The sequence below is a fragment of the Streptomyces sp. NPDC003943 genome (assembly GCF_053605265.1).
The window spans coordinates 6,682-19,724 of record NZ_JBSGIW010000063.1 but is presented as its reverse complement, the minus strand read 5'-3'; the positions used below and the strand labels follow the sequence as shown (position 1 = coordinate 19,724).

Annotated in this window: 13 protein-coding genes; 11 read left to right on the top strand and 2 right to left on the bottom strand. The window is 72.9% G+C overall.

Features of this window, described 5'->3' with window-relative positions:
• Positions 1 to 7: 7 nt before the first annotated feature.
• Entirely contained in the window at positions 8 to 1,189 is a 1,182-nt protein-coding gene (locus ACWEV0_RS24215) for a cytochrome P450 family protein (RefSeq protein ID WP_453151522.1), read from the top strand.
• Positions 1,190 to 1,228: 39 nt separating this feature from the next.
• Here the strand turns inward: ACWEV0_RS24215 and ACWEV0_RS24210 are convergent, their stop codons facing one another.
• On the bottom strand, positions 1,229 to 2,236 hold the full coding sequence (locus ACWEV0_RS24210; protein WP_453151521.1) for a Gfo/Idh/MocA family protein: 1,008 nt from the start codon (positions 2,234 to 2,236) through the stop codon (positions 1,229 to 1,231).
• Positions 2,237 to 2,431: 195 nt separating this feature from the next.
• On the opposite strand from ACWEV0_RS24210, the gene ACWEV0_RS24205 reads away from it, so the two are divergent.
• The 10 genes from ACWEV0_RS24205 to ACWEV0_RS24160 all read left to right on the top strand — a co-directional run bounded on the left by ACWEV0_RS24205 (position 2,432) and on the right by ACWEV0_RS24160 (position 11,478).
• Positions 2,432 to 3,151 carry a GntR family transcriptional regulator gene (locus tag ACWEV0_RS24205; protein WP_453151548.1) on the top strand — a complete coding sequence of 240 codons (720 nt, stop codon included), beginning with the start codon at positions 2,432 to 2,434 and terminating at the stop codon, positions 3,149 to 3,151.
• A 95-nt stretch (positions 3,152 to 3,246) separates the two neighbouring features.
• A complete protein-coding gene (locus ACWEV0_RS24200; RefSeq protein ID WP_453151520.1) occupies positions 3,247 to 4,266 on the top strand; it encodes a sugar ABC transporter substrate-binding protein in 1,020 nt (339 codons plus the stop codon).
• A complete protein-coding gene (locus ACWEV0_RS24195) occupies positions 4,263 to 5,330 on the top strand; it encodes an ABC transporter permease (RefSeq protein ID WP_453151519.1) in 1,068 nt (355 codons plus the stop codon). Before ACWEV0_RS24200 ends, ACWEV0_RS24195 begins: the two co-directional genes overlap by 4 nt.
• Positions 5,327 to 6,139, top strand: a complete 813-nt coding sequence (locus ACWEV0_RS24190; protein WP_453151517.1) for an ATP-binding cassette domain-containing protein — start codon at positions 5,327 to 5,329, stop codon at positions 6,137 to 6,139. The genes ACWEV0_RS24195 and ACWEV0_RS24190 overlap by 4 nt, the downstream gene beginning before the upstream one ends.
• Positions 6,140 to 6,186: 47 nt before the next feature.
• On the top strand, positions 6,187 to 7,365 hold the full coding sequence (locus ACWEV0_RS24185) for an ROK family glucokinase (RefSeq protein WP_453151516.1): 1,179 nt from the start codon (positions 6,187 to 6,189) through the stop codon (positions 7,363 to 7,365).
• Positions 7,362 to 7,955 carry a hypothetical protein gene (locus tag ACWEV0_RS24180; RefSeq protein ID WP_453151515.1) on the top strand — a complete coding sequence of 198 codons (594 nt, stop codon included), beginning with the start codon at positions 7,362 to 7,364 and terminating at the stop codon, positions 7,953 to 7,955. The genes ACWEV0_RS24185 and ACWEV0_RS24180 overlap by 4 nt, the downstream gene beginning before the upstream one ends.
• Before the next feature lie 43 nt (positions 7,956 to 7,998).
• Complete coding sequence (pcaDC, locus tag ACWEV0_RS24175) at positions 7,999 to 9,309, top strand: bifunctional 3-oxoadipate enol-lactonase/4-carboxymuconolactone decarboxylase PcaDC (RefSeq protein ID WP_453151514.1); 1,311 nt, start codon at positions 7,999 to 8,001, stop codon at positions 9,307 to 9,309.
• A gap of 10 nt (positions 9,310 to 9,319) precedes the next feature.
• Entirely contained in the window at positions 9,320 to 9,952 is a 633-nt protein-coding gene (locus ACWEV0_RS24170; protein ID WP_453151513.1) for an MBL fold metallo-hydrolase, read from the top strand.
• 236 nt (positions 9,953 to 10,188) lie between these two features.
• On the top strand, positions 10,189 to 10,968 hold the full coding sequence (locus tag ACWEV0_RS24165; protein ID WP_453151512.1) for an exodeoxyribonuclease III: 780 nt from the start codon (positions 10,189 to 10,191) through the stop codon (positions 10,966 to 10,968).
• Between the two features lie 72 nt (positions 10,969 to 11,040).
• Positions 11,041 to 11,478, top strand: a complete 438-nt coding sequence (locus tag ACWEV0_RS24160) for a DUF6278 family protein (protein WP_453151511.1) — start codon at positions 11,041 to 11,043, stop codon at positions 11,476 to 11,478.
• 30 nt (positions 11,479 to 11,508) lie between these two features.
• On the opposite strand, the gene ACWEV0_RS24155 is transcribed toward ACWEV0_RS24160, so the two are convergent.
• The gene (locus ACWEV0_RS24155; RefSeq protein WP_453151547.1) at positions 11,509 to 13,038 is read right to left on the bottom strand and encodes an alpha/beta fold hydrolase; all 1,530 of its coding nucleotides are present in this window, start codon (positions 13,036 to 13,038) and stop codon (positions 11,509 to 11,511) included.
• Between the last annotated feature and the right edge of the window lie 5 nt (positions 13,039 to 13,043).

Here is a 13,043-nt window from a genome sequence, read left to right as displayed (position 1 = left end):
TGGGCCGATGTCCGTCATTCAACTGGGGGAATACGGAGCGGACTTCACCGCCGACCCGTACCCGTATTACGCGAAGCTCCGCGAGAGCGGCCCGGTGCACGAGGTCGTGACGCCGGACGGCATGCCGGCCTGGCTCGTCGTCGGCTACGAGGAGGCCCGCGCGGCCCTCGCCGACCAGCGGCTCTCCAAGTCCTTCTCCGACTTCGGCCCGGAACGGCCGCAGGACGAGATCATCGGACCCAACCTCCTCATCCTCGACCCGCCCGACCACACCCGGCTGCGCAAGCTCGTCGCGGGCGAGTTCACCGGCCGCCGGGTGGAGGCGCTGCGGCCGCGCGTCCAGGAGCTCACCGACGAGCTCCTCGACGCGATGGCCCCGGCCGGCCGCGCCGATCTCGTCGACTCCTTCGCCTTCCCGCTGCCCATCACCGTCATCTGTGAACTGCTCGGCGTTCCCACCGCCGACCGCGACACCTTCCGGGCCTGGTCCAACGCGCTCGTCGCGCCGACCGGAGACCCGTCCGAACAGGAGGCGGCCGCGGTCGGCTTCTACGGCTACCTCGACGAACTCATCGAGGACAAGCGGGCCGCCGGGCCGCAGGACGACCTGCTGTCCGCCCTCATCGCCACCCGTGCCGAGGACGGCGACCGGCTCTCGCTTCCCGAACTGCGCGCCCTCGCCTATCTGCTGCTCATCGCGGGCCACGAGACCACCGTCAACCTGATCGCCAACACTGTTCGCGCCCTGCTCACGCACCCCGAGCAACTGGCCGCGCTCCGCTCCGACTTCGGCCTGATCGACGCCGCCGTCGAGGAGGGGCTGCGCTACGACGGGCCGGTCGAGAACGCCACGCTCCGCTTCACCAAGGAGCCGATCACCCTCGGCGGCGCCGAGATACCCGCCGGCGCGATCGTGCTCGTCGGCCTCGCCTCCGGCGCCCGCGACCCGGGCCGCTTCCCCGAACCCGACCGCTTCGACATCGGGCGCGACCCGCGCGGCCACCTCGCCTTCGGCCACGGCATCCACTACTGCCTGGGCGCCCCACTGGCCCGCCTGGAAGGCAAGACGGCGATCGAGTCGCTGCTCCGGCGCTTCCCGCGGCTGGAACTCGACCCCGACGCGGCCCCCTGGGAATGGCTCCCGGGCATGCTGATCCGCGGCACCCGCCGGCTGCCCGTCGTCTGGTGATCTCCCCTCCCGGGGGCCGCCGTGGCCGGCCCCCGGGGCTCACCCGGCCGGGACCTCCGCCACCCGCACCGGGCGGCGCTCCCGGCGCGAGAGCTCGCACGCCTCCGCGACGCGCAGCGCGGCGAGCGCCTCGCCGCCGTCGCAGGGGTTGTCCCGCTCGCCGCGCACCAGCCCGACGAAGGCGTCCAGCTCCGCCTCGTACGCCGGCCCGAAACGCTCCAGGAAACCGGGCCACGGCTTCCCGGGCGGCGGCGGGCCCTGCGGCTCGACCGACTCCAGCGGGGTCCGCTCGTCCAGGCCGACCGCGAGCTGCGTCCGCTCCCCGGCCAGCTCCATCCGTACGTCGTACCCGGCGCCGTTGCAGCGGGTCGCGGTCGCCGACACCAGCGTGCCGTCGTCCAGCGTGAGCAGTGCGGCGGCCGTGTCCACGTCGCCGGCCTCGCGGAACATCGCGGGCCCCGCGTCCGACCCGGTCGCGTACACCTCCACCACCTCGCGCCCGGTCACCCAGCGCACGATGTCGAAGTCGTGCACCATGCAGTCCCGGAACAGCCCGCCGGACAGCGGCAGATACGCGGCGGGCGGCGGGGCGGGGTCCGACGTCGCCGTCCGTACGGTGTGCAGCCGGCCGAGCGTGCCCGCCGCCACGGCCTCCCGCGCCGCCCGGTACCCGGCGTCGAACCGCCGCATGAACCCCAGCTGCAGTTCCGTCCCGGCCGCCGCCACCGCCCGCAGCGCACCCAGCGTTCCCGGCACGTCGAGCGCGATCGGCTTCTCGCAGAACGCCGGCAGCCCCGCCGCCGCGGCCCGCCCGATCAGTTCCGCGTGCGCCGCCGTCGCCGACGCGATCACCACCGCGTCCAGCACGTGATGCCCGAACAGCGCCTCCACCGAAGGCGCCGCCTCCGCACCGAGCGCCCCCGCCACCCGCGCCGCCCGCTCCGCGTCGGCGTCCGCGAGCACCAGCGCCCCGACCTCCGGATGCCGGGCGAGCAGCCCCGCGTGAAAGGCGCCGATCCGTCCCGTCCCGACCAGTCCGATACGCATGGCCCCCAAGGTGGTGCGGAACGGACGGGGTGTCAAGGAAATGTCAGGACAACCGGACACCAACCCGTCCCGACCGCCTCCCGGCCGCCTGTCCGGTCCGCTCCCGCCTCCTTCCGGTGATCCGCCGCCGGGGCTAACCTCCCGTCCGTGTCTCCGCGAGGCCCCGAGCCGCCAGCGCACCTGCCCGGTCTGTCCGTGGACCGGGGCAGCCCCGTGCCGCTGTACTTCCAGCTCGCCCGGCAGCTGGAGACGGCCATCGAGAACGGGACGCTGAGCCCGGGCAGCCGGCTCGGGAACGAGATCGACCTCGCCGGGCGGCTCGGGCTCTCGCGGCCCACCGTGCGGCAGGCGATCGGGTCGCTGGTCGACAAGGGGCTGCTCGTGCGGCGCCGGGGAGTGGGCACGGTGGTGGTGCACAGCAGGGTGCGGCGGCGGGTGGAGCTGAGCGGGCTCTACGACGACCTGGAGGCGGCCGGGCAGCGGCCGGCGACCCGGGTCCTGGTGGACCGGCTGGAGCCCGCGGGGGCCGAGGTCGCCGCGGCGCTCGGCGTGCCGGAGGGAGCGGAGGTGCGGTATCTGGAGCGGCTCCGCTCGGCACACGGCGAGCCCCTCGCGTATCTGCGCAACCATCTGCCCGCCGGGCTGCTCGACGCGGACACCGCGAGCCTCGCGGCCACCGGCCTCTACCGGCTGCTCGGCGCCGCCGGGGCGAACCCGCACAGCGCCACGCAGACCGTCGGCGCCCGGACCGCCGGGCCGGGGGAGGCGTGGCTGCTCGGTGAGCGGGAGGGTGCGGCGGTGCTGACGATGGAGCGCGTGACCTTCGACGCGACCGGCCGCGCGGTGGAGTTCGGCCGGCACCTCTACCGGGCCTCCCGCTACTCCTTCGAGTTCCCGCTGCCCGGCCGCGGGTAGGAGACGACGGGACGCGGGCCCCGCTGAAGATCGGCGCGACCCCCATGACCGATACTGCAATGCACGCAGAAGGACACAAAGGAGGGCAGGTCCTGGTGACCAGGGTTCGCACAGGAGGGGTACGCGCGGCGGTCGGCGCCGTGCTCGCGGTGGCGCTGACCGCCGCGCTCTCGGGCTGCAGCAGCACCGGCGGCAAGCGCGCGGAGGACGCCCGCAAGGCGGCCGCGGCGCAGGGGCGGGCGGCCGTGAACACCCCCCGCTGGACCTTCGCCATGATCACCCACTCGGGCGACGGCGACACCTTCTGGGACATCGTCCAGAACGGCGCCAAGCAGGCCGCCGTCAAGGACAACATCAACTTCCTGTACGCCCACAGCGACGAGGGGCAGCAGCAGGCCCAGCTCATCGACTCGTACGTCGCCAAGAAGGTCGACGGCATCATCGTCACCCTCGCCAAGCCCGACGCGATGAAGGCGTCCGTGGAGAAGGCCGTCAAGGCCGGCATCCCGGTGATCACGGTGAACTCCGGCGCCGACGCGTCCAAGGCGTTCGGCGCGCTCACCCACATCGGCCAGGACGAGACCGTCGCCGGCGAGGCCGTCGGCACGGAGCTCGACAAGCGCGGCCGGAAGAAGGCCCTGTGCGTCCTGCACGAGCAGGGCAACGTCGGCCACGAGCAGCGCTGCGCCGGCGCCAGGAAGAGCTTCGGCGGGGACATGCAGAACCTGTACGTCGACGGCACCAACATGCCCGACGTCCAGGCGTCGATCCTCGCCAAGCTCCAGGCCGACCCGTCCATCGACGCCGTCGTGACCCTCGGCGCGCCGTTCGCCGACGCGGCCGTGCAGGCGAAGCGGACGGCCGGCAGCAAGGCCGAGGTCGACACCTTCGACCTCAACGCCAAGGTCGCCGCCGCGCTCGAGTCCGGCACCCTCGGCTTCGCCGTCGACCAGCAGCCGTACCTCCAGGGCTACGAGGCCGTCGACCTGCTCTGGCTGTACCGCTACAACGCCGACGTCCTCGGCGGCGGCAAGCCGGTCCTCACCGGCCCGCAGATCATCACCAAGGACGCGGCCGCCGCGCTCAAGGACTACACGGAGCGGGGCACCCGATGAGCGCCACCGCACCACCCTCGTCCTCGCCCTCGGACGGTCTCGACCACGTCGACGAGCGGCTCCTGCGCACCTCCCCGCTGAAGAAGCTGCTCGCCCGCCCCGAGCTCGGCTCGGTCGTCGGCGCGATCGCCGTCTTCGCGTTCTTCTCGATCGTCGCCGACAGCTTCCTGCGCCCCGCCAGCCTCGGCACCGTCCTCTACGCGGCCTCCACCATCGGCATCATGGCCGTGCCCGTGGCGCTGCTGATGATCGGCGGCGAGTTCGACCTGTCGGCCGGTGTCCTGGTCACCACCTCGGCACTGGTGTCCTCGATGTTCAGCTACCAGATGACCGCGAACGTGTGGGTCGGCGTCGGCGTCTCGCTGCTCGTCACCCTCGCCATCGGCGCGTTCAACGGCTTCATGCTGACCCGCACCAAGCTGCCGAGCTTCATCATCACGCTCGGCACCTTCCTGATGCTGACCGGTCTGAACCTCGGCTTCACCAAGCTGATCAGCGGCACCGTCTCCACCAAGTCCATCGCCGACATGGAGGGCTTCCCCTCCGCCCAGGCCCTCTTCGCCTCCACCTGGACCGTCGGCGGCGTCGAGCTGAAGGTCACCATCCTGTGGTGGCTGGCCCTGGTCGCCCTCGCCACCTGGATCCTGCTGCGCACCCGCTTCGGCAACTGGATCTTCGCGGTCGGCGGCGGCGCCGACGCGGCCCGCGCGGTCGGCGTCCCGGTCTACCGGACCAAGATCCTCCTCTACATGGGCGTGGCCTTCTGCGCCTGGATCTCCGGCCAGCACCTGCTCTTCTCGTTCGACGTCGTCCAGTCCGGCGAGGGCGTCGGCAACGAGCTGATCTACATCATCGCGGCCGTCATCGGCGGCTGCCTGATCACCGGCGGCTACGGCTCGGCCATCGGGTCCGCCGTCGGCGCCTTCATCTTCGGCATGACCGGCAAGGGCATCGTGTACGCGGAGTGGAACCCGGACTGGTTCAAGTTCTTCCTCGGCGCCATGCTGCTGCTCGCCACCCTCCTGAACGCCTGGATCCGCAAGCGCGTGGAGGCCACCAAGTGACCACGGCCCCGACCACCACCGACACCGCGAGCCCGCTCGTCGAGCTCGACGACGTCAGCAAGTACTACGGCAACATCCGCGCCCTCGAAGGCGTCTCCCTGGAGGTGAACGCCGGCGAGATCTCCTGCGTCCTCGGCGACAACGGCGCCGGCAAGTCCACCCTCATCAAGATCGTCGCCGGCCTGCACCGGCACGACGCCGGCAGCTTCCGCATCGAGGGCGACGAGGTCACCCTCGCCAACCCGCGCGACGCCCTCGACCGCGGCATCGCCACCGTCTACCAGGACCTCGCCGTGGTCCCGCTGATGCCGGTGTGGCGCAACTTCTTCCTCGGCTCCGAGCCCACCCGCGGCAAGGGCCCCTTCAAGCGCCTCGACGTCGAGCTGATGCGCGAGACCACCCGGACGGCCCTGCTGCGCATGGGCATCGACCTGCGCGACGTCGACCAGCCCATCGGCACCCTGTCCGGTGGCGAGCGGCAGTGCGTGGCCATCGCCCGCGCCGTCCACTTCGGCGCCAAGGTCCTCGTCCTCGACGAGCCGACCGCCGCACTCGGCGTGAAGCAGTCCGGGGTCGTCCTGAAGTACGTGGCCGCCGCGCGTGACCAGGGCCTCGGCGTGGTCCTCATCACCCACAACCCGCACCACGCCTATCTCGTCGGTGATCGTTTCGTGCTGCTGAAGCGCGGAGTCATGGCGGGCAGCCACACCAAGGACTCCATCACCCTGGACGAGTTGACCCGCCAGATGGCCGGCGGCAGCGAGCTGGAGGACCTGCGCCACGAGCTGGAGCGTCCCTCCGGTCCGTAATCCGTTCATCACGCGCCCCGCACACCCCACCTGGCAGAATCGAGCCGATGAGTACCTACCGTGACCTGACGCTCAGGGGCGCCTCCCGCGGCACGGTCCTGCGGACCGTCGGCACCCGGGAGCGGCGCTCCCACCTGACCGCACCCCGGGTGCCGACCGTCGGCATCGACATCGGCGGTACGAAGGTGATGGCCGGCGTCGTCGACGCGGACGGCAACATCCTGGAGAAGGTCCGCACCGAGACCCCCGACAAGTCCAAGAGCCCCAAGGTCGTCGAGGACACCATCGTCGAGCTGGTCCTGGACCTCTCCGACCGGCACGACGTGCACGCCGTCGGCATCGGCGCCGCCGGCTGGGTCGACGCCGACCGGGCCAGGGTGCTCTTCGCCCCCCACCTCGCCTGGCGCAACGAGCCGCTCCGCGACGCCCTCCAGGACCGGCTCGCCGTCCCCGTCATGGTGGACAACGACGCCAACACCGCCGCCTGGGCCGAGTGGCGCTTCGGCGCCGGGCGCGGCGAGGACCACCTCGTCATGATCACCCTCGGCACCGGCATCGGCGGCGCCATCCTGGAGGACGGCCAGGTCAAGCGCGGCAAGTACGGGGTCGCCGGCGAGTTCGGCCACATGCAGGTCGTCCCCGGCGGCCACCGCTGCCCCTGCGGCAACCGCGGCTGCTGGGAGCAGTACAGCTCCGGCAACGCCCTGGTCCGCGAGGCCCGCGAGCTCGCCGCCGCCGACTCCCCGGTCGCGTACAACATCATCGACCGGGTCAAGGGCAGCGTCCCCGACATCACCGGCCCGCTCATCACCGAGCTCGCCCGCGAGGGCGACGCCATGTGCGTCGAGTTGCTCCAGGACATCGGCCAGTGGCTGGGCGTCGGCCTCGCCAACCTGGCCGCCGCCCTCGACCCCTCCTGCTTCGTCATCGGCGGCGGCGTCTCCGCCGCCGACGACCTGCTCATCGGCCCCGCCCGGGACGCCTTCCGCCGCCACCTCACCGGCCGCGGCTACCGCCCCGAGGCCCGCATCGCGCGCGCCCAGCTCGGCCCCGAGGCCGGCATGGTCGGCGCCGCCGACCTCGCCCGGCTCGTCGCCCGCCGCTTCCGCCGCGCCAACCGGCGCCGCGTCGAGCGCTACGAGCGGTACGGGCGCTACACCCAGGCCCTGCGCGCCGCCACCGCCGACCGCAGCTCCCGCACCACCCCCCAGGATCCGCAGACATGACCGTGGCCCCGCCCCCGCCCACCCTGCCCCACCCCACCCCGGCCCCGGACGGCAGGCTGCCCGAGGACCGGCGGCACATGCTGCGCCGCCGCTTCCTCACGCTGCTCACCATCGTGCTGCTCATCGGCGTCCCGGCCGGCTATCTGGTGATCTCCGCCAACCAGAGCCGGGACAGCGGCCTCGACAAGGAGCGCGAGTCCTCACCCATGGGCCTCCAGGACAACTGGCCCTCGCAGATGAAGCGCCGGGTCTTCGAGATCCCGATCCCGTCCGACTCCTGGAACGTCGCCTACTACGAGACCAGCAACTGGAAGACCAGCCGGCTGTACGTGCAGTTCACCACCACCGCGAACGGGCTCGACACCTACCTCGCCGACAGCGGCACCAGCCGCGCCGCCCTCAAGGCCGGCCGCGTCACCATCGGCGACCACGCCTCCGGCATCGTCGGCTGGGACTTCACCTCCGGCCACCACGCCTGGTCCGGCGCCACCGTCACCCGCGAGAAGCCCCGCCCCACCAGCGACATCACCGTCAACCTGGCCGACCCGGCCTTCCCGCGCGTGTACGTGGTCTCCACGACGTCCCCCTGACCCGCACGCCCGCCCGGCCACGGAATGTGAGAGCGTGCAGGGCGTGAGTGAGACTGTGACGAACAACCTGCAATACCGACTGGACGGCCGCGACGACGCTCCGGTGCTGGTCCTGGCGCCCTCGCTCGGCGCCACCTGGCACATGTGGGACCGGCAGATACCCGAGCTCACGCGTACCTGGAGAGTCCTCCGCTTCGACCTGCCCGGCCACGGCGGCGCCCCCGCCCACCCGGCGAGCTCCGTCGCCGAGCTCGGCGACCGGCTGCTCGCCACCCTCGACGAACTCGGCATCCAGCGCTTCGGCTACGCCGGCTGCGCACTCGGCGGCGCCATCGGCATCGACCTCGCGCTGCGCGCCCCGCACCGGGTCGCCTCCCTCGCGCTCGTCGCCACCTCGCCCCGCTTCGGCACCCCCGACGAGTTCCGCCAGCGCGCGGTGATGGTGCGCGCCAACGGCCTGGAGCCGATCGCCCGCAGCGCGCCCGAGCAGTGGTTCACGCCCGCCTTCGCCGGCGCCCAGCCCGCCATCGTCGACTGGGCCGTGCAGATGATCCGCACCACCGACCCCGGCTGCTACATCGCCGCCTGCGAGGCGCTCGCCGTCTTCGACGTCCGCGAGGCCCTCGGCCGGATCGGGATCCCCGCGCTCGTGCTCGTCGGCTCCGAGGACGCCGTCACCGGGCCCGCCGAGGCCCGCACCCTCGTCGCCGGCATCGCCGACGCCCGCCTCGCCGTCGTCCCCGGCGCCTCCCACCTGGCCCCGGTCGAACAGCCCGCCGCCGTCACCGAGCTGCTCGCCGGCCACTTCGCGCCGCTCGGCCAGGACACCCACGGCGCCCTGACCGTCGTCCCCGCGCCGCCCGGCGTCCCGGTCCCGCAGGTCCCGCAGGGCCCGGCCGCCCCGCAGGTCCCCGCACCCGTCGTCCCGGCCGGCGAGACCGCCCCGGCCGTGCCCGCCGAGGAGACCGAGGGGGCGCGCCCCGACCCGTACGAGAGCGGGCTCAAGCTGCGCCGCGAGGTGCTCGGCGACGCCCGTGTCGACGAGGCCCTCGCCGAGCCCTTCGACGCGGACTTCCAGACCCTCGTCACCCGCTTCGCCTGGGGCGAGGTGTGGAGCCGCGACGGCCTCGACCGGCGCACCCGGAGCGCCGTCGCGCTCGCCGCGCTGATCGCCGGCGGCCACCACGACGCCCTCGCCGACCACACCCGGGCCGCCCTGCGCAACGGCCTGAGCCCGGACGAGCTGCGCGAGATCCTGCTCCAGACCGCCGTCTACTGCGGTCTTCCGGCGGCCGAGAGCGCGCTGCGGGTCGTCCGCCGCGTGATCGAGGAGTACACCACCCCGCAGGCGTAGCCTGCCGGGTGTGAAGCTGACCAAGAACACCCACGCCTGCGTCCGTCTGGAGAAGGACGGGCGGACGCTCGTCATCGACCCCGGGATGTTCACCGAGGAGGACGCCGCGCTCGGCGCGGACGTCCTCCTCGTCACCCACGAGCACCCCGACCACTTCGACGAGGCCCGGCTGCGCGCCGCCCTGGAGGCCGATCCGGCCGCCGAGGTGTGGACGCTGCGGAGCGTCGCCGAGCAGCTGTCCGCCGCGTTCCCCGGCCGCGTCCACACCGTCGGCCACGGCGACACCTTCTCCGCGGCCGGCTTCGACGTCCAGGTGCACGGCGAGCTGCACGCCGTGATCCACCCGGACATCCCGCGGATCACCAACGTCGGCTTCCTGATCGACGGTTCGGTCTTCCACCCGGGCGACGCGCTGACCGTCCCGGACCGGCCGGTGGAGACGCTGTTCCTGCCGGTCATGGCCCCGTGGAACAAGATCTCCGAGGTCATCGACTACGTCCGGGAGGTCAAGCCGGTCCGCGCCTACGACATCCACGACGCGCTCCTCACCGACCTGGCCCGCCCCATCTACGACCGCCAGATCGGCGCCCTCGGCGGCACCGACCACCGCCGGCTCACCCCGGGCGACTCGACCGAGCTGTGAGACGTCGCCCGGTGACTGTCACACCCCGCGGCTAGGGCCTGTCCGGCGGATCATGGCCGGGGCCGCGACTCCCCCAGAGCTTCGCCTGGGGGTGCCCCCAGCACGGCACCTCGCCGCGTTGCCGAAACGCCCCAATAGCTCCGCTATCGAGGCGCTCCGGCGCCTTGCGACGCACCGCACCAGACGCCGCGGCCTATCCGACCCTGATCCGCCGGACAGGCCCTAGGCTTGCGGACATGCGCATCGCCACCTGGAACGTCAATTCGATCACCGCCCGGCTGCCCCGGCTCCTGGCCTGGCTGGAGAGCAGCGGCACCGACGTGCTGTGCATCCAGGAGACCAAGTGCACCGCCGAGCAGTTCCCCACCGAGGAGCTGCGCGAGCTGGGGTACGAGTCGGTGGTCAACGCCACCGGCCGGTGGAACGGGGTCGCCCTGCTCTCCCGGGTCGGCCTGGAGGACGTCGTCACCGGCCTGCCCGGCGGCCCCGACTACGAGGGGCTGCAGGAGCCGCGGGCCATCTCCGCGACCTGCGGCCCGGTCCGCGTCTGGTCGGTGTACGTGCCGAACGGCCGCGAGGTGGCCCACGAGCACTACGCCTACAAGCTGCGCTGGCTGGAGGCGCTGAAGGCGGCCGTCGCCGACGACGCGGCGGCCGAGCGCCCCTTCGCCGTGCTCGGCGACTACAACATCGCGCCCACCGACGACGACGTCTTCGACATCGCCGCCTTCGAGGGCGCCACCCACGTCACCGCGCCGGAGCGGGCCGCGCTCGCCGCGCTGCGCGAGGCCGGCCTCGACGACGTGGTGCCGCGCCCGCTGAAGTACGCCCACCCGTACACGTACTGGGACTACCGCCAGCTCTGCTTCCCGAAGAACCGGGGCATGCGCATCGACCTGGTCTACGGCAACAAGCCCTTCGCCGACGCCGTCAAGGACAGCTACGTGGACCGGGAGGAGCGTAAGGGCAAGGGCGCCTCCGACCACGCCCCGGTCGTCGTCGACCTCGACGTCTGACGGTCTCCCCGACAGCAGATGATCTCCGCGTGCCGGGTGGTGCCGGGCAGGGCGCGGTGGGACGCTGTTCGGATGAACATCCCCTTCCTGGACAACTGGCGCAAGCGGCACGAAGCCGAACGGTCCCCGCTGGTCACGGTCTTCGACCGGGACCCGGCGGGCGCTGCCGAGCTGCTCGCCGAGTGCGAGCTGCTGCGCGCCCGTGCCCAGGACGCCGGGGTGCGGCTCGACGACACCCCGCGCTCGCTCGCCGCGCTCGACCAGCTGCCGCCGCGCTGGCGCGAGGACCCCGAGGAGCTGCCGTGGTTCGGCAACGACGCGGGGCTCTACCTCGGCACGGTCGTCGTACGGACCGTGGCCGGCGCCGGCTGGCGGCTGCGGCCCGACGGCCAGCCGGTGGTCCGGCTGCCCTCGGGCCGGGAGATCGACGTGGTGGCGGCCGGCCTCGACTGGGCCGCGACCGGCATCCCGGAGCTTTCCCAGGTCTACGGAGAGGCCGCCGAGTACTGACCATCTCGCCGGTCCGCGACGGCCGGTGACTCACTCCGTCCGCAACGGCACCGACAGATACGACGGGTCGTCCGCCGGGGAGGAGAAGGTCAGCCGCGCACCGATCGGGTTGTGCTCGATGTAGAGCGGGTCGACGGTGTCCACGACCAGGGCGAGCCGGTGGCCGGCCGGCACGTCGTACGCGGTGGAGAACAGCTCCAGGTCGACGCCGAACGGGCGCCCGGGCGTGCGGTCGTGGAAGGTGTACGGGGCGTTGCTCACCAGTCTGCCGAGGCCGAGCGGGCCCACGTCGTAGAGGTACGCGACGAAGGTGCCGCTCCCGGCGGTCGGCGTGACCGTGGTGTGCAGCCGCACCGTGCCGCGCACGCGCTGCGGGGCGTCGGCGCGCTCGGACTGCCAGACGGCCGCGAAGGTGCGGGGGAGCAGCGGGATCGAGGCGACGGGCGGGGTCTTGAAGAACTGGTCGAGGGTGTTGGAGAGCATCACGACGCCGCCGTCGGCGCCGGAGTCGACGCCGGTGAGGATGCGCCGGGTGTCGTCGAGGGCGAACTTCCGCCGGTTCGCCTGGACGGACTTCCAGTCGGGGTATCCCTCGTAGCCGGCGTCGGAGCGCGGCTTCAGCTGGACGGGCTGCTCGCGGTCGATGCCGTTGTCGGCGCCCTTGAGGTAGTGGTCGAACCAGCGGTGGGCGCTGGTCCAGGTGTCGTTGGGCAGTCCGAACAGGCCGGTGGCCTCGGCGGTGGCGTGGTCGCCGGGCCGGAACTCCAGACGCTTGGGAAGGTCGAGCTTCTCGTAGAAGCTCGCGTACTGGTTGGGCGGGAAGATGGTGTCGCCCCAGGCGTTGCCGAGCATGACCGCGGGGTGGCTGGCGTTGAGCGCGTCGAGGTAGGTGGTGGCGGACCGGGCGCGGCCCCAGGCGATCATCTCGTCCTCCTTCGCCAGGTTGGAGGAGAGGAAGTCGCCGAGGACCTGCCGGAGTTCGGGCCCGGGCCGTCCGGTCAGACAGCCGGCGCCGCCGAGCAGCGCGGCGGCCTGGAGGTGCTGGGTGCGGCCGCTGTAGATGGAGTCGATGAGATCGGCCCAGCCGCTGAGCGCGGCCACCGCCCGGATCCGCTTGTCGTGCGCCGCCGCGAGCAGGCTGATGCCCGCGCCGTACGACACCCCGGCCATGCCGACCTTCGCCGGGTCGGCCGGGGTGTGGGCGAGCGCCCAGTCGATGACGAGCGAGGCGTCGGCGACGTCCTTGGGGCCGGCGGTCTCGATCTCGCCGCCCGACTGCCAGAAGCCGCGGCTGTTGTAACTCACCACGACATAGCCGGAGTCGGCGAGCTTCTCGGCCTGAGCGAGGTACTCGATCTGGGGCATCGCCCAGCTCGTGGGCAGCACGATCACGGGATAGCGGGCGGAGCCGTCGGCGCCGGCCGGGGTGACGACATTGGCCTTGAGGACGGTGCCGCCCTCACCCGCGATGTCGACGAACCGGACGGCGGGGACGGACTGTTCGGCCTGAGCGGCCGGGGGGGGCGCCCCCGGGGGGCCCGGGGGGCGGGTCGGCCGCACGGGGC